Source organism: Nonomuraea recticatena, assembly GCF_039533245.1.
GTDB lineage: Bacteria > Actinomycetota > Actinomycetes > Streptosporangiales > Streptosporangiaceae > Nonomuraea > Nonomuraea roseola.
On the sequence record NZ_BAAATE010000001.1, the window covers coordinates 262,756 to 284,306 of the forward strand.

Annotated in this window: 20 protein-coding genes and 2 pseudogenes; 13 read left to right on the plus strand and 9 right to left on the minus strand. The window is 70.1% G+C overall.

Going from position 1 to position 21,551, the window contains the following annotated elements:
* Positions 1–113 precede the first annotated feature (113 nt).
* From ABFX50_RS01200 to ABFX50_RS01215, 4 genes are all read left to right on the plus strand, one after another.
* Positions 114–1,562 (plus strand): hypothetical protein, encoded by a 1,449-nt coding sequence (locus ABFX50_RS01200; protein WP_346142489.1) that lies wholly within the window; start codon positions 114–116, stop codon positions 1,560–1,562.
* Positions 1,563–1,808: 246 nt separating this feature from the next.
* Entirely contained in the window at positions 1,809–3,431 is a 1,623-nt protein-coding gene (locus ABFX50_RS01205; protein ID WP_346142491.1) for an LCP family protein, read from the plus strand.
* Positions 3,432–3,674: 243 nt separating this feature from the next.
* Positions 3,675–4,904, plus strand: coding sequence for an acyltransferase family protein (locus ABFX50_RS01210; protein WP_346142492.1), 1,230 nt, complete (start codon positions 3,675–3,677; stop codon positions 4,902–4,904).
* A 108-nt stretch (positions 4,905–5,012) separates the two neighbouring features.
* A complete protein-coding gene (locus ABFX50_RS01215) occupies positions 5,013–5,924 on the plus strand; it encodes a glycosyltransferase (protein ID WP_346142493.1) in 912 nt (303 codons plus the stop codon).
* A 35-nt stretch (positions 5,925–5,959) separates the two neighbouring features.
* On the opposite strand, the pseudogene ABFX50_RS51250 reads toward ABFX50_RS01215, so the two are convergent.
* Positions 5,960–6,133: pseudogene (locus tag ABFX50_RS51250) on the minus strand (RNA polymerase sigma factor); the annotation flags it as partial.
* Positions 6,084–6,212: pseudogene (locus ABFX50_RS51255) on the minus strand (RNA polymerase sigma factor); the annotation flags it as partial. The pseudogenes ABFX50_RS51250 and ABFX50_RS51255, both read right to left, overlap by 50 nt.
* 66 nt (positions 6,213–6,278) lie before the next feature.
* Between ABFX50_RS51255 and ABFX50_RS01220 the strand changes: the two are divergent.
* Complete coding sequence (locus ABFX50_RS01220; RefSeq protein WP_183650069.1) at positions 6,279–6,995, plus strand: acetoacetate decarboxylase family protein; 717 nt, start codon at positions 6,279–6,281, stop codon at positions 6,993–6,995.
* On the opposite strand, the gene ABFX50_RS01225 is transcribed toward ABFX50_RS01220, so the two are convergent.
* The 6 genes from ABFX50_RS01225 to ABFX50_RS01250 form a co-directional block, all read right to left on the minus strand.
* Complete coding sequence (locus ABFX50_RS01225) at positions 6,996–7,880, minus strand: glycosyltransferase family 2 protein (protein ID WP_346126063.1); 885 nt, start codon at positions 7,878–7,880, stop codon at positions 6,996–6,998.
* Positions 7,881–8,060: 180 nt separating this feature from the next.
* Positions 8,061–8,828, minus strand: coding sequence for a CDP-alcohol phosphatidyltransferase family protein (locus tag ABFX50_RS01230; RefSeq protein WP_346126064.1), 768 nt, complete (start codon positions 8,826–8,828; stop codon positions 8,061–8,063).
* Positions 8,806–9,846, minus strand: a complete 1,041-nt coding sequence (locus ABFX50_RS01235; protein WP_346143029.1) for an iron-containing alcohol dehydrogenase family protein — start codon at positions 9,844–9,846, stop codon at positions 8,806–8,808. Before ABFX50_RS01235 ends, ABFX50_RS01230 begins: the two co-directional genes overlap by 23 nt.
* Positions 9,847–9,874: 28 nt before the next feature.
* A complete protein-coding gene (locus ABFX50_RS01240; RefSeq protein WP_183650078.1) occupies positions 9,875–10,606 on the minus strand; it encodes a phosphocholine cytidylyltransferase family protein in 732 nt (243 codons plus the stop codon).
* A 292-nt stretch (positions 10,607–10,898) separates the two neighbouring features.
* Positions 10,899–11,522 (minus strand): DUF5941 domain-containing protein, encoded by a 624-nt coding sequence (locus tag ABFX50_RS01245; protein WP_346142496.1) that lies wholly within the window; start codon positions 11,520–11,522, stop codon positions 10,899–10,901.
* A complete protein-coding gene (locus tag ABFX50_RS01250; protein ID WP_346142498.1) occupies positions 11,519–12,976 on the minus strand; it encodes a CDP-alcohol phosphatidyltransferase family protein in 1,458 nt (485 codons plus the stop codon). The genes ABFX50_RS01245 and ABFX50_RS01250 overlap by 4 nt, the downstream gene beginning before the upstream one ends.
* Before the next feature lie 107 nt (positions 12,977–13,083).
* Here ABFX50_RS01250 and ABFX50_RS01255 point away from each other — a divergent pair, with 107 nt between their 5' ends.
* The gene (locus ABFX50_RS01255; RefSeq protein ID WP_346142500.1) at positions 13,084–14,466 is read left to right on the plus strand and encodes an SDR family oxidoreductase; all 1,383 of its coding nucleotides are present in this window, start codon (positions 13,084–13,086) and stop codon (positions 14,464–14,466) included.
* Positions 14,467–14,511: 45 nt separating this feature from the next.
* Here ABFX50_RS01255 and ABFX50_RS01260 read toward each other — a convergent pair whose 3' ends face one another.
* Positions 14,512–15,534 carry a glycosyltransferase family 2 protein gene (locus tag ABFX50_RS01260; RefSeq protein ID WP_183650088.1) on the minus strand — a complete coding sequence of 341 codons (1,023 nt, stop codon included), beginning with the start codon at positions 15,532–15,534 and terminating at the stop codon, positions 14,512–14,514.
* A 66-nt stretch (positions 15,535–15,600) separates the two neighbouring features.
* Here ABFX50_RS01260 and ABFX50_RS01265 point away from each other — a divergent pair, with 66 nt between their 5' ends.
* From ABFX50_RS01265 to ABFX50_RS01295, 7 genes are all read left to right on the plus strand, one after another.
* A complete protein-coding gene (locus ABFX50_RS01265; protein ID WP_346142503.1) occupies positions 15,601–17,037 on the plus strand; it encodes an LCP family protein in 1,437 nt (478 codons plus the stop codon).
* Between the two features lie 28 nt (positions 17,038–17,065).
* A complete protein-coding gene (locus tag ABFX50_RS01270; RefSeq protein ID WP_183650093.1) occupies positions 17,066–17,407 on the plus strand; it encodes an anti-sigma factor antagonist in 342 nt (113 codons plus the stop codon).
* 67 nt (positions 17,408–17,474) lie between these two features.
* Positions 17,475–18,293, plus strand: a complete 819-nt coding sequence (locus ABFX50_RS01275) for an LLM class flavin-dependent oxidoreductase (RefSeq protein WP_346142505.1) — start codon at positions 17,475–17,477, stop codon at positions 18,291–18,293.
* 79 nt (positions 18,294–18,372) lie between these two features.
* The gene (locus ABFX50_RS01280) at positions 18,373–19,107 is read left to right on the plus strand and encodes a DUF4097 family beta strand repeat-containing protein (protein ID WP_346142507.1); all 735 of its coding nucleotides are present in this window, start codon (positions 18,373–18,375) and stop codon (positions 19,105–19,107) included.
* Between the two features lie 83 nt (positions 19,108–19,190).
* The gene (locus ABFX50_RS01285; protein ID WP_346142509.1) at positions 19,191–19,805 is read left to right on the plus strand and encodes a GNAT family N-acetyltransferase; all 615 of its coding nucleotides are present in this window, start codon (positions 19,191–19,193) and stop codon (positions 19,803–19,805) included.
* 16 nt (positions 19,806–19,821) lie between these two features.
* Positions 19,822–20,295 carry an RrF2 family transcriptional regulator gene (locus ABFX50_RS01290; protein WP_346142511.1) on the plus strand — a complete coding sequence of 158 codons (474 nt, stop codon included), beginning with the start codon at positions 19,822–19,824 and terminating at the stop codon, positions 20,293–20,295.
* Between the two features lie 43 nt (positions 20,296–20,338).
* The gene (locus ABFX50_RS01295; RefSeq protein WP_346142513.1) at positions 20,339–21,550 is read left to right on the plus strand and encodes an FAD-binding oxidoreductase; all 1,212 of its coding nucleotides are present in this window, start codon (positions 20,339–20,341) and stop codon (positions 21,548–21,550) included.
* Position 21,551: the final 1 nt, after the last annotated feature.

Genomic DNA, 21,551 nt, shown 5'->3' on the forward strand with positions numbered 1-21,551 from the left:
CCAACGCCGCCGGCGGCCGGGCGCCGCAGCTGCCGTGGAAGCCGGTAGCGTACGGCAGGCGTCGGGCTGCGCCCGGCCGTGGCCTGGGCGTCGGGACGGGGAGGGCACGCGGGGTGAAAGCCGGGCGGTCGGCCTGGGTACGGCAGCAGGCCATGACGGCGAGGGACACCGCGGTCGCGACATGGCGGTCGAGCGAGGGGTGGCGGCAGGCCACGGCGGCCAAGGTGCTGCGGAGGCTGCGGAGACACCGCTGGTTCGTCGGCGTGTTCGGCGTCGGCGCCCTGCTCAGGCTGGTCACCATGCTGGGCTACAGGCCCGCGCTGTGGTTCCCCGACTCCTACACCTACATCGTCACCGTCTTCCACCTGCGTCCGGATCTGGTGCGGCCCGCGGGCTACTCCTTCTTCCTCAAGCTGCTGCAGCCGTTCCAGGGATTCGCCGCCGTCACCGCCGTGCAGCACCTGCTCGGCCTGGCCACCGGCGTGCTGATCTATCTGGCCGCGCGCAGGGTGCCGAGGTGGGCAGCCACGCTGGCGGCCGCGCCCGTGCTGCTCGACGCCTACCAGATCGAGCTCGAACACCTGCTGGTCTCCGACGCGCTGTTCACCTTCCTGGTCGTCGCCGCGGTGGTGCTCGCCATCCGCAGAAGGCTCACCTGGCGTACGGCGCTGGCCGTCGGGCTGCTGCTCGCCTGCGCCTCCCTCACCAGGACGGTCGGCCAGCCGCTCATCGTGGTGCTGTGCGCCTGGCTGCTGCTGCGCAGGAGGATCGCGCTGGCGGGCATCACCGCGGCCGCCGCGCTCCTGCCGGTGCTCGCCTACGGCCTCTGGTTCCACGCCACCTACGACAGGGTCGGCATCGTCGGCGCGAACGGGGTCTTCCTCTACGCGCGCACGATGTCCTTCGCCGACTGCGGGACGATGGATCCGCCGCCCGACCTGGCGGTGCTGTGCGACCCGCGCCCGCCGGAGGACAGGCCGCCCTCGCAGGAGTACATCTGGGCCAAGGACGCGCCCCTGGTGAAGCTGCCCGACATCACCTTCTCCGAGGCCAACGACGATCTGGCGGGAAGGTTCGCGATGCTGGCCATCCGCAGCCAGCCGCTCGACTATCTCGGTTCGGTGTTGTCGGAGCTGGCGCGCACGTTCACGCTGGGCAGGCCCGTCTATCCTGACGCGGAAATCTACGCATACTACGAGTTTCCTGTGAAACCGCCCGCGCCGCCCGGCCGATATCCCGCTCAAGTCGGCGCGGAATTCGCACAAAAATACGAAAAGGGCCCGATCGGAACCGCGATCGTGGAGCCGTTCGCGGGCTGGATGCGCGCCTACCAGGACGTCGTCCGCCTGCCCGGCACCGTGCTGCTGGTGCTGCTGGCAGTGCCGCTCGCCGTCGCGATCAGGCGCAGGAGCTATCAGGGCGCGTGGCTTCTGCCCTGGTCAACGGCGTGGGTGCTGCTGCTCGTGCCGCCCGCGGTCGCCGAGTTCGACTACCGCTACACGCTGCCCGCCGTACCACTGGCCTGTCTGGCTGCGGCACTGAGCACCAGGCGCGTAACGTAAAGTTTTTCACGTCTACATTCCACGAAATGTCCGGCTCTGAGTATGCTCTGGGACTGGATCATCACGCCCGGGTCACGACCTTTTGGGTCGTTCTTGGCTCCCGCAACGCTTGCGGTGTCCTAGTCTCGTGGCGCGATGAGCGATCGACCGAGCCAGCACGACGCGGGCTCCGAATCTCCGGACGAGGAGGCCGTTGTGCGAAGCAAGCCGACTGCGGGCTCCACGCCGACTGGGTGAGGAGATCGTATGAGCAACCACAGGAGCGGTGGCGTCCAGGACCGTCTGGTGGCGCCGACCTCCCCCGGTTTCCGGTCCTCCAGGAGAGCCGCCGCCTCGGCCCCGCCCCCTCCGCCCCCTCCGAGGGAGCCGCGAGGACGCAGGAGCGGCGACGACGGGCGCAAGAAGCTGAGCGGCCTGGCCTGGACGAGCATCGCCCTGACCGGCCTCGTGGTCGCCGGGTCGCTGACCGGCTACACCTTCTACCGCACCGCGCTGGCCGGCATCGTCACCAACGACCCGGGCACGAAGATCATCAATCCGCGTCCCGCGAACGCCACCGGCGCGCTCAACGTGCTGATCGTCGGCTCCGACACCCGCCACGGCGCGGGCAACGCCAGGTACGGCCAGGCCGACTCCAGGATCGACTCGGGCAAGCGCACCGACACGATGATCCTCATGCACATCTCCCCCACCAGGGACAAGGCGCAGCTCATCAGCTTCCCGCGCGACTCGATGGTCCAGATCCCGCAGTGTGAGGCCGAGAAGAGCAAGACGGTCCTCCCTGCCACGCGCGACATGATCAACTCGGCCTACAACCGCGGCGGCATCGCCTGCACGATCACCACGATCGAGACGCTGACCGGCATCCGCATCGACCACAACGTCGAGGTGGACTTCAACGGCTTCAAGGCCATCGTCGACGAGCTCGAGGGCATCGAGGTCTGCCTGAACAACGCGGTCGACGACAAGAACTCCAAGCTCAAGCTGCCCCGCGGCAGGTCGACACTGAACGGCGAGCAGGCCCTCGGCTACGTCCGCCTGCGCGCCTACGGCAACGGCAGCGACCTCGAGCGCATCAAGCGCCAGCAGCTCTTCGCCAGTCAGGTCGTCAAGAAGATCACCACGGGCGGCGTCCTGTCCAATCCGACCAAGCTGCTCGGCCTGATCCAGGCGGCCTCCTCGTCGGTCACCATGGACAAGAAGCTGGCCGACGACCCCAACAGACTTCTGGAGATCGCCCAGAGCGCCCGATCGCTGACCGCGAGCAAGGTGCAGTTCTACATGGTTCCCGTCCTGCCCGACCCCACCGACTCCAACAGGGTCATCTGGGACCCGGCCCGCGCGCCCAAGCTCTTCGAGGCCCTCAAGAACGACACCGTGCTCCCTGAGCCCGCGCCCACGGCCAAGAAGTTCGTACCCAAGGTCGAGCAGGTCAAGATCCAGGTGATCAACGGCACGACCACGCCAGGCAAGGCGGGCGAGGTCGCCCAGCAGCTGACCGAGCTCGGATTCGACGTGGTCGGCACCGGCAACGCCCTGACCGCCGCGGGCACCAGCCAGCCCAAGACCCTGCTGCTGTACGGCAAGCGCGACACCACCGGCCCCGACTACGCCAGCGTGCTCGCCTCGAAGCTGTCGGGCACCAAGCGTCCCTCCACCAGGGGCAAGGTCAAGGTCACCAACCCGCAGCCGTTCACCGCGGCCGGCACCACCCAGACCGTCGCCGACAAGGGCGCGGACAAGGGCGCCGAGAAGGCCCCGGTGATCCAGCTGCTGATCGGCGACGACTTCACGGGCGTCCGCACCGAGATCCCCGAGTCCATCAAGGAGACCGGCATCTCCGCCGACACCAAGAACATCTGCGCCTGACCTGACCCGTCGCCCATGGGTGGAGATGAGCGGTACTTGACTGCTTTATGCGGAGCTGGTCAACCTCCGGATTCCCTGTGGATTCCGTCCGTTTCTCCAGTCTCCACCGCGACATCGGCCCCACTGGCCGTTAGGGTTGTCAGATCGCGAAGGCGAGTCGGCGCCTTGCCAGCCGTGTGCAAGCCGCCCTCGCTAACGTGGCTAGCGACCCCCGGCCCCGAGAGATAGCTGAGCGTCTCCCCCGTGAGTGACACCCGATCGTCCTTCCCGGTTTCGGCCCCCAGGAGCAACGGCAGCCAGAGCGCCGCCTCCGAGGCGCCACCTGCCGAGACGGAGAGGGTGGGCGCCCCGTGGCCGCAGGTGGCGCCGGCGCCGCAGGGATGGGGCGCGCAGGCGCCCGAGGCCTCCTTCTGGGGCGCCGAGGGCGCGCAGGACCGTCCCGAGGCCCAGCCCGAGGAAGAGCCCAAGGCCGCGCCGCGCAAGCGCGAGCCCTACCTCGACAACGTCAAGTTCCTGCTGATCGCCCTCGTGGTCGTGGGCCACTCGCTGGTGCCGACGCTCAACGCCGACTCCTCCAAATCGCTCTACATCTTCATCTACACCTTCCACATGCCGCTGTTCGTCATCGTCAGCGGCTACCTGTCCAGGAACTTCTGGAACTCCAACGCCAAGACGAACAAGCTCGTCGACACCTTCGTCGTGCCGTACGTGATCGTGGAGGTCGGCTACGCCGCGCTGCGCTTCTCCCTCGGGCAGAAGTGGAGCCTCACGATCATCGACCCCGCCTGGCTCAACTGGTACCTGCTCGCCCTGCTGTTCTGGCGGCTGTCCACCCCGGTGTGGAAGCGGATGAAGCATCCCGTCCCCGTGGCGATCGCCATCTACCTGTTCGCCGGGTTCTCGCAGATCTCCGGCGACTTCAGCATGGACCGCTTCTTCGGCCTCCTGCCGTTCTTCGTGATCGGCCTGGTCATGCAGCCCGAGCACTTCGAGATGCTCAACCGTATGTGGGTGAAGATCCTCTCGGCCGTGACGCTGCTGGGCGCTGCGGGGGTGGCCGTCTTCCTCGGCCACAGCAAGTACTCGCTCAAGCCCTTCTACTTCAAGCACAGCTTCCAGGACATGGACCTGTCCTGGTACATGGGCCTCGGCCTGAAGATGGGGCTGCTGGTCGCCTCGCTGGCGATGTGCTTCGCCTTCCTCGCGCTGGTGCCGCGCGGCGAGACCTGGTACACCGACCTCGGCACCCGCACGCTCTACGCCTATCTGCTCCACGGCATCCCCGTCCTGATCGCCAAGGAGCAGGGCTGGCTCGACCTGCCGTGGCTGCACGGCCCGCTGGGAGTGCTCGCGATCAGCGCCAGCTGCTTCGCCCTGGCGATCGTGCTGTGCCTGCCGGAGACGCGCACGGTGTTCAAGTGGGTGCTCGAGCCGCGCCTGACCTGGCTCTACCGGCGTCCCTCGGGAAGTTAAACGGCAGTTCCCCCCGCATTCACGCAGGTGATGGCATAGCCGCGCACCATCGCCTATATGCGCGTTTGCGTCGCAACAACCCTCCATCATCCCGAGGACGCCCGGATCATGCACAGGCAGATCAGGGCGCTGCTCGACGCGGGCCACGAGGTGACCTACGTCGCTCCTTTCACCCATTTCAACGTCACACCCATCCCGCCGATCACCGCGGTCGACGTCCGCAGGGGCGGCCGAGCGCGGACGGCGCTGAGGCGCGGCGTCAAGGACGCCGACCTGCTGATCCTGCACGAGGCCGAGCTGCTGCTCGCGCTGCCCTACCGGCATCCGCCCGTCGTGCTCGACGTGCGCGACGAGCCGAGAAGCGCGCTCGGCCGCAGACTGGTGGCCAGGGCCGGACGGCTGCACCACGTCCTCGAACCGGCGGCGGCCGAGGCCACCCAGGTCGCAGACTCCCCTCTGCCCGTGGGCGACACCCGGGTCGTCCACCTCGGCAGGCTGACCACCGCCAAGGGCGTCAACGAGCTGATCGAGCTGGCGGGGCGGCTGGCGCCGCACGGGATCAGGCTCGACCTGATCGGCGCCGCCGACAGGGAGGTCAGGCCGATCCTCAGGGACGCCCAGCGGGTGGGCCTGCTCGACTGGTTCGGCTACGTCCCCAACAGGCACGCCCTGCGCATGGCCGAGGGCGCCCTGGCGGGGCTCTGCCTGTGGCGGGAGCCGTCCTCCAGGCCGCCCACCAAGGTCCTCGACTACATGGGGCGCGGCGTTCCCGTCGTCACGACGCCCGCCGCCGCCGCTGTGGTGGAGGAGGCGGGGTGCGGGGCCGTCGTGCCGTACGGGGACGTGGAGGCGGCCCTGGGGGCCGTCCTTGATCTCAGGGAGGACCCGGTACGGCGGACGGCGCTGGCGGCCAACGGGCACGCGCTCGCCCGCCTGCGCCACCACTGGCCCGACCAGGCCGCCTCCTTCACCGCACGGCTGGAGTCGTGGGCAGGTGTCGCCCACGAACTGGCCGTCTGAGGTGACTCATGGCCGCTGGAGGTCGCGGTCTTGACGGAGGAGGGCGAGCGGCCGGTCATCGCGGCCACCTCCACGAGGGAGAACCCTTCGAAGTAGACGAGCGTGAGGAGCTCGCGGTGCTGAGGGGACAGCCGCGCGAGCGCGTCCCTGAAACGCCCTGGTGGCCTTGACGAACGTCTCCTGGGCGAGGTCCTCGGCCAGGTGGGGATCGCGGGTGCGGCGCAGGAGACAGCCGCACACGAGCGGCCAGTGCTCGCGATACAACTCCTCGATGATGCTCGCCTCCACGTGGTTTCGGCAGTCACATCATCTGGAGACGTGGACGGCGGCGCGATGGTCACATGTACTGGAGGCATGGCTTCGCATCTGATCCAGGGACGTACGATCACCATGCCCGTGAGGGTGACCGACGCCACCGTCTGCAGCGCCATGTACCCCGTCCGCGCCGACGCGGCCCGGGCCGTGATCGCCTATTCCGGCCTCGACGTGGCCGAGGTCCTGCCCGGCAAGGCCGTCTGCACGCTGGTGTTCGTCGAGTACCGCGACAGCGACCTCGACTCCTACCACGAGTTCGGCGTCACCTTCCTGGTCAGGCCGCCCGACGCCTCCCGGGCCAGGAGCACGGGGCTGGCCACGCTGAGGAACGCGGGCGCCTTCGTCCACTGGCTGCCGGTGGACCAGGGCTTCACGCTGGAGGCGGGTCGCACGCTCTGGGGCTTCCCCAAGGAGCTGGCCGACATCGAACTGCGGCTGTCGTCGCCGTACAAGCGCTGCATCCTGCGCAAGGACGGGCGGCTCGTGGTTGACATGCTCGTCAGGCCGGGGGTGCCGGTGGCCGGAGCGGCGGCGGCGACCCCGCTGACCGCCTACACCCACCAGGACGGCGTCACCAGGCGCGTGCCCGCCAAGATGTGGGCGCGAGGGATGCGGGTGCGCCCAGGAGGGGCGCTGATCCGCCTGGGCAACCACCCGATCGCCAAGGAGCTCAGCGAGCTGGGCCTGCCCAAGCGCGCGCTGATGTCCACGACCCTGCGCGCCTCCATGACCTTCGGTACGGCGGAGGCCGCCTGATCACACGATCGGCGGACGGCCCAGCTTCACCATGCGCCAGGCGGTGCGCCAGGCCATCGGCCTGCGCTCGCCGGCGGGGGTGCGAAGACCCTCGACGAACCCCTGGAACCACGCCTTGATCGCCACGCCCGAGCGGCGCTCGCGCACCAGCGTCAGCACCACCCAGTCGAGCAGGTAGAGCGCGGCCAGCGGCCACGGCAGGTTGCGGCGCGCCAGCCACACCCTGTTGCGGGCGTTGAGCCGGTAGAACTCCGCGTGCCTGGTCGGCGGCACCTGCGGGTGGTACATGACCGTCTCGGCGTCGTACTCGATCCGGTAGCCCTCGCCCAGCAGCCGCCAGGCCAGGTCGGTCTCCTCGTGCGCGTAGAAGAACCGCTCGGGCAGCCCGCCGACCTGCAGGAAGGCCGACCTGCGGATCGCCGAGGCGCCGCCGAGGAAGGTGGTGACGGGTGAGGAGCGCTCGGGGTCACCCGCGCGCAGGCGCGGCACGTGGCGGCGCTGGCCGATGCCGCCGTCGGGGTCCATCACCCTGAAGGAGATGACGGCGAGGTCGGGCTCGGTGGCGAAGCGGTCGCGCACGTGCGCGACGACCTTCTGGTTGGCGTACCAGCCGTCGTCGTCGAGGAACAGCACGACGTCGCCCGAGCACTCCTCGACCCCGCGGTTACGACCAGCGGGAATACCGGTGTTGTGGGCCAGCCGCACGGTTTTCACCGACGCCGCGGAGCCGTCGGGCGGTGTCGCCGTCACGTCGGGAACGTCGGCCCCGTTGCCCACGATCACCACCTCGACGTCGCCGTCGACCTGGTTGAGCGCGGACTCGACCGCCCGGTTGAGCTCGGCGACCCGGTTGCCCATGGTGAGGATGACGCACGAGATCTTCAACGGGTCATCGCCTGGACGCGTCGAGAGCACGAGCGGAGCATTCTTTCATGATCACCGAGTCTGCTGGGGTGTGCCATATCCGGATTGGTGAAGACAAGAGTATCGGAACCGTCAGTGAACCCCCACCGAACGGAGGGCGTCTGATCAATTCGACGGGTGCGGCGCCCCGACGGTTCCGGGTCACGCTAGCCGCCTGGAGGCCAGGATGCTCACCAGATGGAGGATCACTTGAAGTGCGGCCGCCACGGCGCAGGCCACGACGAGCACCTTCGAGGCGGTGAGATCGCCGAGGACCAGGTCGATCACGGCCGCGACCAGCGCGAGCAGTGACAGCTCGATCGGCTGCACGATCCGGTGGAACTTCGTCGCCCCCAGCACCCGCCGGCCGAGTCCGAGCAGGCCGGAGCGGATCTGCCCAGCGGAGTCCTCGGTGGCGGTCTTCAGACCGCCCTTGGCCCGTGCCACGTCCACGAGGTCGGTCTCGGCCTTGATGAGGATCGCGCCGAGCGCGGCGGCGAACCCCAGCACGGTGTACCAGTCGGGCAGGACGCTCGAGGCCCGCCAGCCGAGGCCCGCCAGCAGCGCGGCCTCGGTGAAGTAGGCGCCGACCCTGTCGAGGTAGACGCCGGTCAGCGAGGTCTTCCCTGTCCAGCGGGCCAGCTCGCCGTCGGAGCAGTCGAGGAGCAGGTAGACCTGGACGAGCAGGGCGGCGCCCACCGCGGCCCACAGGCCTGGCAGCGCGAGCACCACACCCGCCACGACGCCGGCGGCCGTCATCACCCAGGTCAGCTGGTTGGGCGTGACCGACGTCCTGGTCAGCAGCCAGGTGACGCGCAGGGAGAGCCTGCGCATGTAGAGCACGCCGGCCCAGTGCTCGCCGTTCCTCCGCTCGAGGTGGCCGGCGGGCTGGGCGACCGCCCGCAGCTCAGCTACCGAAGGCCCGGACATAGCTCTCCACCCGATCGCGAACCTCTGACTCGGAAAGCCTCAGGTGCTCGAGGATCGTGTAGCGACCTGGACGAGTGGAGGGCGCCAGCATGACGGCCTCGGTGAACTGCTCCACGCTGAGGCCGATGTCGCCGGGCGTGACGGGCAGCTGGTGCTGCCTGAGGCAGTCGACCACCTGCGCCAGCCTGCCCTGGTCCTCCCTGAGGAAGAAACAGAAGGCGGCACCGATCCCGGCGAGCTCGCCATGGTTGGACGTGCCGGGGAAGAGCTGATCCACGGCATGAAGGATCTCATGATCTCCGCCACTCGAGGGACGCGAGGAGCCGGCGATCACCATGGACATGCCCGACAGGATCAGCGACTCGGCCAGAACGGTCAGGAACGCGTCGGACTCGATGGAGTCCTTGCGGCCGATCAGCGCCTCGGCCGAGGTGCGCGCCATCGAGCAGGCCAGGCCGTCGATCGGCTCGCCCCGCTCGACGTTGGCCAGCTGCCAGTCCTCGATCGCCGACAGGTTGCTCACCACGTCGCCCACGCCCGACCTGACGAGCGCGTCGGGAGCGGCGCGCACGAAGTCGAGGTCGACGAGGATGGCCAGCGGCATCGGCACCCCGAAGGAGCCCTTGCCGCCCTCGTAGACCAGCGAGGCGGTCGGCGAGCAGATGCCGTCGTGGGAGAGGTTGGTGGCCACGGCCACCATCGGGATCCCCGCCAGGGAGGCGGCGTACTTGGTGGCGTCGATCGTGCGGCCTCCGCCGACGCCCACGACCACCTCATAGGCGCCCTTGCGCAGGTCGGCGCCGAGCGAGACGGCGGCGTCGACCGAGCCGTCCGCGACGCGGAACACCTCAGCCTCGGAGAGGGTCAGCGCGATGAGACCCTCGATGTGGTCACCCTGACCGGGGCCGACCGCGACGGCGACCCTGCCTGAGGTGGCCACCCTGCTGTCGGCCAGGAGCGCGCCGAGCTGCGCGACCGCGCCCCGCCGTACCTCGATGGTGAGGGGCGCGGGCAGCATCCTCGCTAGAAGCGGCATCTAGCCTCCCCTAGTAACGAGCGGCGATGTCGCGGGCCTTGTTCAGGTCGTCGTGGTTGTCGACCTCGACCCACTCGACCTTGCCGATCGGCGCGACGTGGATCTGCTCGCCGCGCTCGACCATCTCCTGGTAGCCGTCCTCGTAGTAGAGCTGAGGGTCGCGCTCGAAGGTGGCCTGCAGGGCGTCGGCGAGCTTCTGCGCGGCGCCGGGGCGGATGAGGGTCGCGCCGATGTACTCGCCGTAGGCGTCGGCGGGGTCCATGAGCTTGGTGATGCGCTGGAGCGAGCCGTCGCGCAGGGTCACCTTCATCTCCTCGTCGGCCAGCGACTTGACGTCGTCGACCGCGAGCAGGATGTCGCTGGTGACCGGAGCCGACAGCAGCGTCTCCTCGACCGAGACCGGATGCACGGTGTCGCCGTTGACCAGCAGCGCGCCCTGCGCGAAGTGCTCGCGCGCGCACCACAGGGAGTAGGCGTTGTTCCACTCCTCGGCCTTGTCGTTGTGCACGAGCTCGATCTTCACGCCGTAACGCCGTTCGAAGTCGGCCTTGCGCTCTTGTACGGCCTGCGCCGCGTATCCGACCACGATCACCACGTCACGCAGGTCGACCGCCGCGAGGTTGCGCAGCGAGATGTCCATGATCGTGGTTTCTCCGTCGACCGGCACGAGCGCCTTGGGCAGCGTGTCGGTGTACGGCCGCAGGCGTCGTCCGGCCCCGGCGGCCAGCACCATTCCCAGCAACGTGCACTCCTCAGTCGAGCATGACTACGTAAGACCCCAAAGGTTAGTTGCCTGGAGGGCCTGATCGTGTAATCCGGAGCGAAGGAGCTCGGCGGGAGTGAGCGAGGATCAACCCGATGCCAACGAGCGCCGAGCGGTCGCGACCGTCAAACACGGGCGAAGGAGCTCGGCGGGAGTGAGCGAGGATCAACCCCATGCCAACGAGCGCCGAGCGGTCGCGACCGTCAAACACGGGCGAAGGAGCTCGGCGGGAGGCAGCGAGGATCAACCCCATGCCACCGCCCACAGGGCTTCAGTCGGCGGTCCCCGTCTCGGCCGCGTCCACGCCGGAGCGGGGGGCGGCGAGCCAGCACGTCATGGATTCCCAGCCGAACAGGCACCACAGGTAGACGGTCAGCAGCACGCACACCGCGGTCATCTGGCCGATGATCACACCGGCCGCCACCACCAGCATGCGTCCGTCCCATCCGAGACCCGCGGTGGCCAGCCAGTGCGGCGGGTAGACGCGCTGCCTGATGCGATAGACCAGGTCGTAGTGGTGGAAGGCCATCGCCCCGAGCAGCGCGAAGATCATCACCGGGTGCAGGTCGTGGCCGAAGCAGACGGCGGCGACGAAGACGTACTCGGTGGTCCGCAGGATCGGAGGGACGAACCAGTCGAGCCTTCCGTCGTGCGGGTGCGAGCTGCCGGGCCCCGCCAGCAGCAGCGCCACGGCGGGAGCGAACACGGCCAGCCCGTCGGTGCCGCCCACGCCGACCAGAAGCAGGATGCCGGTGACGAACGCCCCCGCGATCGCGGGCGGCAGCGGCGGCAGCTGGCCCGCCACGAGCGCGCCCATGCCGCGCGAGAACGGCCCGTCGTCGCGGTAGGCGACCACGGTGCTGCGGGGTACGGGAACCATGTGGACCGAGATCATGAGGTGGACCTCGCGATCCTGCCGACGAGTTGGTAGAGCAGGGCCAGCCCGCCCCATGCGAGCAGCGCGGTGAAGGTCACCTTGGCGTTGAAGAACGCGGCGGTGATCGCGATCAGCGCCATGCGTTCGCCGATCGGCAGGACGATCATCTTCTTGAGCCAGCGGGCGACCGTCTCGCGCTCGAGCCGCTGCGCGAGCCCGAGCACTCCGCGCCGTGGCACGGCGGAACGGCCCACGTCCTCCGACTCCAGCAGCGACCTCGGCGGCCTGGCCCACGTGGCGCCGACGCGCCTGGCGTCGGCCACCGCGCCCTTGTAGGAGAAGTCGACCATGTGCCTGAGCATCTGGAGGATCATCGCCGCCACCGCCATCCGCCAGATGCCCTCCGGGCCTCCGTTGGCGGCGTCGTGACCAGCGGAGTAGCCGATGGCGAGGCCGACGTAGACGATGTACTCCTTCAGCCTGTCGGCCATCGCGTCGACCCAGGCGCCGAGGCGTGAGAACGTGCGGGTGTAGCGGGCGAGCTGGCCGTCCACGCAGTCGAGCACGAACGACAGCAGCACCAGCGCCGCGCCGAGGATCTGGGCGCCCCTGGTGCCCTCCGAGAACCACACCGCCGCCAGGACCGCGAGGCCCACCGAGATGCCCGTCACCGCGTTGGGCGTCAGCTTCAGCCTCGCGGCCAGCCGGACCAGGTGCGGCGACCACGAGCTGACGAAGAAGGTGGCGAAGAAGCCGTCGTCGACCTTGACCGCGGTGTCGAGCCGTACCTTGGCCTCGTCCACGTCGGACAGGCGGGTCACGGCCAGGTCGGCGGCCGGCTGGGCGGCCACCCTGTCGGCGTGCAGCGGTCCGAGCTGGGCGGCGCGCACGCCCACGCCCGAGCGGACGAGGCCGACCAGCAGCAGGTCGATGGCCTCGATCGGGGTGACGGGGCCGAGGCGGCCGGTGTCGGCGAGCTCGGCCAGCTCGTCGGCGATGTCGGCCAGGGTGCCGAGGGCGGCCTCGCCGACCTGCAGCACGCCCCTGAAGGTGGCGTTGGCCTCGGGCACGAGGTGGTAGGAGCTGCCGGCCGCCACGACCCTGCCGTTCTCGACCCTGACGGGCGGGCGCAGCGGCCCGACGGTGGCGTCGGCGCTGACCAGCGCGCCGGTGTTGCGCGAGGGGTGCTCCACGAGCACGGCCAGCGCCTCGGTGTGGGCGACGAGGTCGGCGGGCAGCAGCACGAGCGTGCCCGTGGAGATGCGCGCGATCTTGGCCACTCCGCGCAGGTCGGCGCCGAGGCCGCCGCCCTGCGGCACGACGTGCACGTCGCGCACGGGCAGCATCAGCAGCTGGTCGTTGACCCTGTCGAGCAGAGTGCCGTCCGCGCACGACAGCCGGGCGGCCGGAGTGGTGGCGAGCACCACGGCCGCCGCCGTGAGGCCCTCTCGGGTGGTGGTGGATTCTGGCACGCGCGGTTCTCCTTCGGATACGAGGAGTGCGTTGCCCAGCGTAGCGACCACCTGACCGCAAATCACGAGTGCGCGGCCGCGACGCGCGTGACCGTTACGCTCGCTATATGAAATCTGGGCTGCGCACTGTGGGAGTGCTCCTCGCGGGGGGCGTCGGTCAGCGTGTCGGGCTCGGCACCCCGAAGCAGCTCATCAGGATCGCCGGCCGGTCGATCATCGAGCACACCCTCGCCCTGTTCAACGCCTCGCCCGAGATCGACGAGATCATCGTGCTGATGACCCCGGGTTTCACGGCCGAGGTCGGCGAGCTGGTCGCCGCGCGCGGTTTCGGCAAGGTGAGCCACGTGCTGGAGGGCGGCGCCACCCGTTCCGAGACCACCTGGCGGGCGCTGCGGGCGCTGGGCGACGCCGAGTGCAACGTGCTCCTCCACGACGCCGTACGGCCGCTGCTGGAGCCCCGGATCATCACGGAGTGTGTCGAGGCGCTGAAGGAGGCGAGCGCGGTCGAGGTCGCCATCCCGAGCTCGGACACGATCGTCGTGACGGCGCAGGGCCCCGGCGGCGAGGTCGTCAGGGAGGTCCCCGACCGGTCGCGGCTGCGTCGCGTCCAGACACCCCAGGGCTTCAGGCTGTCGGTGATCCGCGAGGCGTACGAGCGGGCCTTCGCCGACCCCGGGTTCGCGCTGCGGCCCGCGACCGACGACTGCGGCGTGGTGCTGCGGTACCTGCCAGAGGTGCCGATCGTGGTCGTGCCGGGCAGCGAGCGCAACATCAAGGTCACCCACCCCGTCGACGTGCACATCGCCGAGCGGCTCTTCCAGCTGGCGGCCTCCGCGGCTCCCCTGCCCTCGCAGGACGCCCTGCGCGAGGTGCTCGGTGGCAGGAGCGTGGTGGTCTTCGGCGGCGGTCACGGGATCGGCGCCGCGGTGGCCGAGCTCGCGCGCGGCCACGGCGCCGTCGTGCGCGCCTTCTCCCGCTCGCTGGACGGCGTGCGCGTGGAGGACGCCGCCTCGGTCGCCAAGGCGCTGGCCGAGGTGGGCAGCGTCGACTTCGTGGTGAACGCCGCCGAGGTGCTGCACGTGGGCAGGCTGGTGGAGGCCTCGGAGGCGGTCCTCGCCGGGGCCGTGGACGTCAACGTGCTCGGCCCGGTGAACGTGGCACGCGCCGCCCACCCCTATCTCAGGGAGAGCGGTGGCGCGTTGCTGTTCTACACCGCGCCCGGTCCACGGCGCGGGCAGGCGGGACACGCTCTCTACTGCGCGACCAAGGCCGCCGTCGTCGAGCTCACGCGGGCGCTGGCCGACGAGTGGGAGGGTGAGGGGATCAGGGTGAACTGCGTCAACCCCTGTCGTCCCGGCACGCCGGTGGGCGCCTCGGGGCAGGAGCCGCACGCCCTGCCTTCGCCGCGCGCGGTCGCCGTGACCTCGATAGGGGTGCTGGCCTCGGGCCTGACGGGTCAGGTCGTCGACGTCCTCGCCGACGACGAGTGACCCGGCCCCTGGTGGAGGGGCCGGGTCGGCGAGGTGGCAGGAAGGTCAGCGCGGGGGTCTGGCGAGCTTGCGAGGGCTGGTGAGGAAGCCCCAGCCCCACGACATGTGCATGGCCGCGTAGACGAACGGCAGCGCGAACCTGGCCCGCGCGGGCAACCCGCTGCCGGTCACCATCGAGCCGCCCGTGATCGCCAGCACGTACCCGCCCGGAATGATCAACGCGAGCGGGAAGAACGGCGAGACCAGCAGCCCTGCCGCGATCGCGACCACCGCGGCGGGCGGGGCGAGGTAGCGCAGGTTGATCGTGCCCTCGTGGGTGCGCGCCACGACGCGCCGCCACCTGCCGTAGTGGAAGTACTGCTTGGCCAGGGCCCGCAGGTTCGGCCTCGGCCGGTAGGTGACGCGCATCCTGGGCTGGAACCACACCAGGCCGCCGCTCTCGCGGATGCGGTGGTTCATCTCCCAGTCCTGGGCGCGCTGGAAGTGCTCGTCGTAGCCGCCGACCCGTTTCAGGGCCGAGCGTCTGAACACGCCGAGGTAGACGGTGTCGGCGGGGCCCGCCGTGCCGCCCACGTGGAAGGCGGCCGAGCCGACGCCGATCTTGGAGGTCATCGCGCGGGCGACGGCCTGCTCGAAGGCGGTGACGCCCTCGGCCGCCATGACGCCGCCGACGTTGTCGGCTCCGGTCTCCTCCAGCGTCTCGACCGCCACCCTGAGGTAGTCGTCGGGCAGCATGGCGTGCCCGTCGACCCTGGCGATGATCTCGTGGCGGGAGGCGCCGATGGCGGCGTTGAGCGCGTTGGGGGTGCGCCCGGTCGGGTTGGCCACCACGGTCACCCTGGGGTCGGCCGCCGCGATCGCGTCGGCCACCTCCTGGGTGCGGTCGCGTGAGGGCCCGACGGCGAGCACGACTTCGATGGGGCCTGGGTAGGCCTGGGCGAGGATCTGGTCGACGGCCTCGCGCAGGTGCCGTTCCTCGTTGAGGATCGGCATCACGACGGAGATCGCCGGCCAGGCGCGCGTCTGAGGGAACGCGGGCTGCGCGGGCGAGTCGGGGAACTGCTTCATGGCGGGCCTCACGCTACTGTACGACGAGGGGAGGAGAGCAATCCCTGCGGTGTTTGGAGGGGTGCCTTGGAGGAGGATGACGCGGGCGTCGTCGTGGGCGGTGACGCTCCAGGGAGCGTCAGGCTCTCCGGACGCCGACCTCCGCGTAAACCCGGCAGGGGCGCGAGGGCGAGGCGGCGCAATCTGATCGTCGCCGGATCCATGTCGGCGCTCGTCCTGGCCGGCACCGGCTGGGTGTGGGCGACGCCGCAGAAGATCGGCTCGGTCGACGCCGGGCTCAGCGGCACCGAGCAGGCGCCGCACGGGGCGATGAACATCCTGCTGGTCGGCGTGGACAAGCGCGACGACCTCACCCGCAAGGAGCAGAACAGGCTCAAGCTCGGTCGCGAGGTGGGCGAGCGCACCGACACGATGATGCTCATCCACCTGTCGGAGGACCACCGCAAGGTGACCGTGGTCAGCCTCCCGCGCGACACCTGGACGACCATTCCGGGCAAGGGCCAGCACAAGATCAACTCCGCCTACCAGTTCGGCGGCGCGAAGCTGGCCCGCCAGACCGTGCAGCAGGCGACGGGGCTGCCGATCACCCGGTACATCGAGGTGAACGTCCTCGGCTTCGTGAACGTGGTCGACAGGCTCGGCGGGGTGACCGTCTGCACGCCTGTGCCGATCAACGACCCCAAGACGGGGCTCGACCTCGCCGCGGGCACCCACGCGCTCGACGGCGCCAAGGCGCTCGGCTACGCCCGCACCAGGGCGACCGCCCGCTCCGACCTCGACCGCATCGACCGCCAGCAGCAGGTCATCTCGGCCATGCTGAGCAAGGCGCTGTCCAACCCCGCCAACCTGATCTCCTTCGTCAACTCCTCGCTCGCCACGATCAAGGTCGATCCCGACGACGGGCTCGTGCCGCTGGTCGAGCAGCTCAAGGACGTCTCGCTCGACGATGTGAAGTTCGCCAGCGTGCCCCTGGCCGACGTGAACTTCAAGACGCCGACGGGCGAGTCGGCCGTGCTCTGGGACAAGGCGCGGGCCGCCGACCTGTTCCGGCGCATCGCCGCCGACCAGGACCTCGCCAAGCCCGTGCCGAAGCCGTCCGTCAAGCCGACGCAGTCGCTCAGGACCGTGCCGCCGGAGCAGATCACGGTCAAGGTGCTCAACGGCACGCTCATCAGCGGGCTCGGCGCGCGCACCAAGGCGGGCCTGGTGGACGCCGGGTTCAAGGTGCCGGGCGAGCCGGGCAACACCACGCGCAAGGACTTCGCGAAGACCGTCGTGCGCTACGGCGAGGGCATGGAGGCGTCGGCGAGGACCGTGGCCGCGGCCATCCCCGGGGCCGAGCTCAAGCGGACCGACGTCAAGGGCATCGAGGTCGTCGTGGGCCAGGACCAGCCGAAGGTGGGCAGGCCCAAGACGGCCACGTCGCCGTCCACCTCACCCTCTCCGCAGGTCACGCCCACCACTCGGACGGCAAGCCAGAACATCTGCAAGAAAGACGGATAACACGGCGCTTCTTGGGCAGTTTTCTACCATGGTGGTCAGGTCATGGACGGATGGTCGTTTCGCGCTGGTTCAAGCAATAGGTGACCTGGATATGGCGGCCGTCCCCCTGCTACGTGAGGAGCTCGACCAGGTTCTGGCGCCCATGCACGGCCCCCAGCTGGCCATCGACCTGACCGAGGTGCCGTTCTGCGACTCGGTGGGCCTGGGCCTGCTGGTCTCGACGCTGACCAGGGTCAAGGAGATGCACGGGCGGCTCATCCTCGTGGTGGGCTCCGGCATGATCCCGCATCTGCTGGCGATCACGAACCTCGACCGCCACTTCGAGCTGACCGACACCGTCGACGGCGCCCGCCAGACCCTCGCCGCCTGACCCCCGCCACGCGCACGCGATCTCCATCCGCCAGGATGGTGACGCGTCGACACTGGAGGGGGTCCCGATGAGGCTTGGCGTGATGTTCGACCGCGATCTGCCGCCCGAGCGGCTGGTCCCGTTCGCGCGGGCGCTCGACTCGAAGGTCGACGACCTCTGGGTGGTGGAGGACCTGGGCTGGACCGGCGGCCTCACCTCGGCGGCCACCGCGCTCGCCGTCACCTCGCGGCTGCGGGTCGGCCTCGGCATCGCGCCCGCGCCGCTGCGCAACCCCATGCTGCTGGCGATGGAGTTCGCCAACCTGGCCAGACTCTTCCCCGCACGCTTCGTCGGCGGCGTCGGGCACGGTGTGCAGGACTGGATGCGCCAGGTCGGCGCGGCCTCGCCGTCCCCGCTGAGGCTGCTGGAGGAGACGATCACGTCGGTGCGGGCGCTGCTGCGCGGCGAGACGGTGACCGGCGGCAGGCTCGACGGCGTGCGGCTGGTGCACCCGCCTGCGGTGGTGCCGCCGGTCGTGGCCGGGGTGAAGGGCCCCCGCTCGCTGGCCCTGTCGGGCAGGGTGGCGCAGGGCACGATCCTGCCCGAGGGCTTCGGTCCAGGCTCGATCTCCCCGATGCTTGAGCAGATCTCGCCTTCGGGCGAGCACGAGCTGATCGTCTTCACCCACCTGTGCGTGGGGGACACCACCGACCTGGAGGGGCAGAGGGCGGGCGCGGCGGAGTTCCTGTCGGTCGACCCCTCCGAGGTGTTCGCCGCCGAGGGCACGTCCGCGCAGGCGGCCGAGGCCGTCAAGGCGCTGTGGGCCGCCGGCGCGGACACCGTCGTGCTGCGCCCCGTCGGCGACGACCCGCTCGCCCATGTCGAGAAGGTGCTGTCCGCCCTGTGATCGCTCTGGACGATCGGCCGATGGCAGATCGTCCGGATGGCCGATAGCACCGAGGGAGATCGGCGACACGATCGCTGTCATGAAGCGGATGACGGCACTGACCGTGGCGGGGCTGATCAGCCTGAGCGCCTGCGGTTTCCAGCTCGACAGGACCGAGCGGCACGAGGCCCGAACCTTCCCTCTCAGCGCGACGGCACTCACGATCAAGGTCGGCCTGGGCGGCCTGCGTGTGGTCCCAGGCGACGCCTCGGGGGTGAAGGTGGAGCGCTGGCTGCAGGGCGTGGCGCAGAATCCAGGCAGGTCGAGGTGGGAGCTGGCCGGTGGCACGCTGGCGCTCGGCACCGACTGCACGGTCGTGTTCGACACCTGCGCCGCCCGTTACACCGTCCACCTGCCGCCGGGGGTGGATCTGGTCGTCGAGGGGGGCGACGAGAAGGTGACGCTCTCCGGGCTCGCCGACGACGTCTCGGTCTCCACCACCGGCGGCGACATCGTCGCCGAGGGACTGTCCGGCGCGCTGCGCCTGCGCACGCACGAGGGGGCGATCAGGTCGAGGGCCACCCGCTCGGCCGACGTCAGGGCGCGCTCGCGCGAAGGCCACATCACGGTCGGCTTCGCCGCTCCCCCCGGCAAGGTGGACACGCAGTCACGCTCGGGCGGGGTGGCGGTGGCGGTGCCCGAAGGCGAGTACGGGATCACCGCGGTGAGCCGCAACGGCCGCTCCCGCACGGAGCTCAAGGACGCGGGCAGGTCCAGCGCCAGGACGATCGTCGCCAGGAGTGAGGACGGAGACGTGCGCGTCGCCCGGACGTAGCACATCCGTCGGGGCGGTCCGACAGATGCCGCACAGCGCCTGGTACCTTCTCGCAGTCTCGACATTGCGCCAGGGGGAGCCAGATGGTGGAGATCAGACCCTTCCAGCCCTACGACCTGCCCGGGATGTACCGCGTGTGCCTCCAGACGGGCGACTCGGGCAAGGACGCCACCGCGCTCTACCGCGATCCCGACCTGCTCGCGCACATCTACGCGGGGCCGTACCCCGTCGCCGATCCTGGGCTCAGCTTCGTCGCCGTGGACCAGCAGGGCGTGCTCGGCTACATCATCGCCACGGCCGACACCGTGGCCTTCGAGCACTGGACGGAGGAGCACTGGTGGCCGGGGCTGCGGGCCCGCTACCCCCTCTCGATGGCCGCCGACCCCGGTGACGGCACCCAGGACTGGTGGTGCGTGGAACGCATCCACAACGCCAGGCCCACCCCCGACGAGCTGTACGACCGCTTCCCCGCCCACCTGCACATCGACGTCCTGCCCAGGGGACAGGGCGCGGGGCTGGGCAGGCAGCTCATGAAGACGCTGCTCGAGGCCCTGCGCGTACGGCAGGTGCCTGGCGTGCACCTGGGCGTCGGAGAGGGCAACACCGGAGCGTTCGCCTTCTACCAGGCGATGGGCTTCTCGGTGCTGCGTCCGGATACGTGGGGCTCGACTATGGCGCTCACCATTCTGGACGTGTAGTATCCAGGATATGCGGATGAGCGAGGGCGTCGAGTGGGCGCTCCACAGCTGCCTCAACCTCTCGTGGATCGAGACGGGCGAGGCGATGACGGCGGCCAGGCTGGCGGCCTTCTACGACCTGCCCACGGCCTACCTCAACAAGCAGCTCCAGGCCCTGGCCAGGGCCGGGATCCTCACCTCGACCTCGGGCCCGAGAGGCGGCTTCCGCCTGGCCCGCCCCCTCGACCGGATCACCCTCATGGACGTGGTGACGGCGATCGAGGGAGGCGAGGAGGCGTTCAGGTGCGAGCAGATCCTCAGGGCGGGCCCCAGTGGCAGTCCGCACGTCGACTACAAGAAGAACTGCGTGATCTCGCAGGCCATGCGCAAGGCCGAGCTGGCCTGGCGGCGTGAGCTGGCAGGCCAGACCCTGGCCGACATCAGGAACACCGTCGAGAGCCGGTTTCCTGGAACGCCCGACAGCACCCGCGCGTGGTTCGCGCGGACCTGATCGGTCCCTGTCTAAATTCTGGATATTCTGGATGGAGAATACAATGATTTTCCCTGGAGACGAAGGCTTCGACCAGGCCGTCACCCCGTGGAACCTCGCCGTGAAGCAGCCCGTCAGGGCCGTGGCCGAGGTCGGCTCCGTCGACGACGTGATCGACGCCGTCCGCCTGGCCCGCAGGGAAGGGCTCGCGGTGACCGCGCAGCCGAGCGGGCACGGCGCCAGCGGCGACGTCACCGACACCATCCTGCTGCGCACCCACGGCCTCACCTCCATCGAGATCGACGCCGCCGCCAGGGTGGCGCGCGTCGGCGCGGGAGTCAGGTGGGGTCAGCTCCAGGCCGCGGCCGCCGCGCACGGCCTGACGGGACTGCCGGGCAGCTCCCCCGTGGTTACCGTCACCGGCTACACCCTCGGCGGCGGCCTGTCGTGGTTCTCCCGCAAGCACGGCTTCGCCTCCTCCAGCGTGCGCGCCTTCGACATCGTCGACGCCGAGGGCAGGCGCTCGAAGGTCACCCGTGACGACGAGCTCTTCTGGGCCCTGCGCGGCGGAGGCGGTGACTTCGCGCTGGTGACGGCGATCGAGCTCGACCTCCACCCCGCACCCCACCTGTACGGCGGGCGCGTCCTGTGGCCTGCCTCCCGGGCCGCCGAGGTGCTCGAGGCGTTCGAGGAGATCACCGCGACGGCCCCCGACGAGCTGACCGTCTGGTTCGACCTGCTGAGCTTCCCCGGCTCACCGCCGTTCGTCGCCGTGGACTCCACCTACCTCGGCGAGGACGCGAGCGAGCTGCTCGCGCCGCTCGACAGGATCGGCGGCGCGCTGTCGGACACCAGGGGCCCGATGCCGCTCACCTCTCTCGGCGACATCACCGGCGAGCCGACCGACCCGGGGCCTGGCGCGTCCAGGGCCCAGCTGCTCGGCGACCTCGACGGGATCCTGGAGCGGATCATGCCCATCGACCCGCTGATCAGCGTGCAGATCAGACATCTGGGCGGCGCGCTTGCCAGGCCGTCCGACAGCGCCGCCGGCCAGGTGGACGAGCCGTACCTGCTCTACATGTTCGGCCTGCCCGGCGTGGAGGAGAAGCAGCGGAAGATCGCCGAAGGCGGGCGCAAGCCGTTCACCTTCCTGTCGCCGGACGAGAGCGCGGCCGCGGCCTTCCCCGCAGGGACGCTCGAGCGGCTGCGGGACATCAAGCGCAGGCACGACCCCGCGAACGTGTTCCGCAGCAACTACCCCGTCCTGGCAGGGTGAT

Bases quoted from the DNA above. Each gene is read 5' to 3' on its own strand.
- ABFX50_RS01235 (WP_346143029.1), bottom strand. From the start codon at position 9,846: ATGCTGCCCGCGCCCCTCACCATCGAGGTACGGCGGGGCGCGGTCGCG.
- ABFX50_RS01215 (WP_346142493.1), top strand. From the start codon at position 5,013: ATGCACAGGCAGATCAGGGCGCTGCTCGACGCGGGCCACGAGGTGACC.
- ABFX50_RS01205 (WP_346142491.1), top strand. From the start codon at position 1,809: ATGAGCAACCACAGGAGCGGTGGCGTCCAGGACCGTCTGGTGGCGCCG.
- ABFX50_RS01285 (WP_346142509.1), top strand. From the start codon at position 19,191: ATGGTGGAGATCAGACCCTTCCAGCCCTACGACCTGCCCGGGATGTAC.
- ABFX50_RS01220 (WP_183650069.1), top strand. From the start codon at position 6,279: ATGGCTTCGCATCTGATCCAGGGACGTACGATCACCATGCCCGTGAGG.
- ABFX50_RS01270 (WP_183650093.1), top strand. From the start codon at position 17,066: ATGGTGGTCAGGTCATGGACGGATGGTCGTTTCGCGCTGGTTCAAGCA.
- ABFX50_RS01230 (WP_346126064.1), bottom strand. From the start codon at position 8,828: ATGTCCGGGCCTTCGGTAGCTGAGCTGCGGGCGGTCGCCCAGCCCGCC.
- ABFX50_RS01260 (WP_183650088.1), bottom strand. From the start codon at position 15,534: ATGAAGCAGTTCCCCGACTCGCCCGCGCAGCCCGCGTTCCCTCAGACG.
- ABFX50_RS01280 (WP_346142507.1), top strand. From the start codon at position 18,373: ATGAAGCGGATGACGGCACTGACCGTGGCGGGGCTGATCAGCCTGAGC.
- ABFX50_RS01295 (WP_346142513.1), top strand. From the start codon at position 20,339: ATGATTTTCCCTGGAGACGAAGGCTTCGACCAGGCCGTCACCCCGTGG.
- ABFX50_RS01255 (WP_346142500.1), top strand. From the start codon at position 13,084: ATGAAATCTGGGCTGCGCACTGTGGGAGTGCTCCTCGCGGGGGGCGTC.
- ABFX50_RS01275 (WP_346142505.1), top strand. From the start codon at position 17,475: ATGAGGCTTGGCGTGATGTTCGACCGCGATCTGCCGCCCGAGCGGCTG.
- ABFX50_RS01245 (WP_346142496.1), bottom strand. From the start codon at position 11,522: ATGATCTCGGTCCACATGGTTCCCGTACCCCGCAGCACCGTGGTCGCC.
- ABFX50_RS01290 (WP_346142511.1), top strand. From the start codon at position 19,822: ATGAGCGAGGGCGTCGAGTGGGCGCTCCACAGCTGCCTCAACCTCTCG.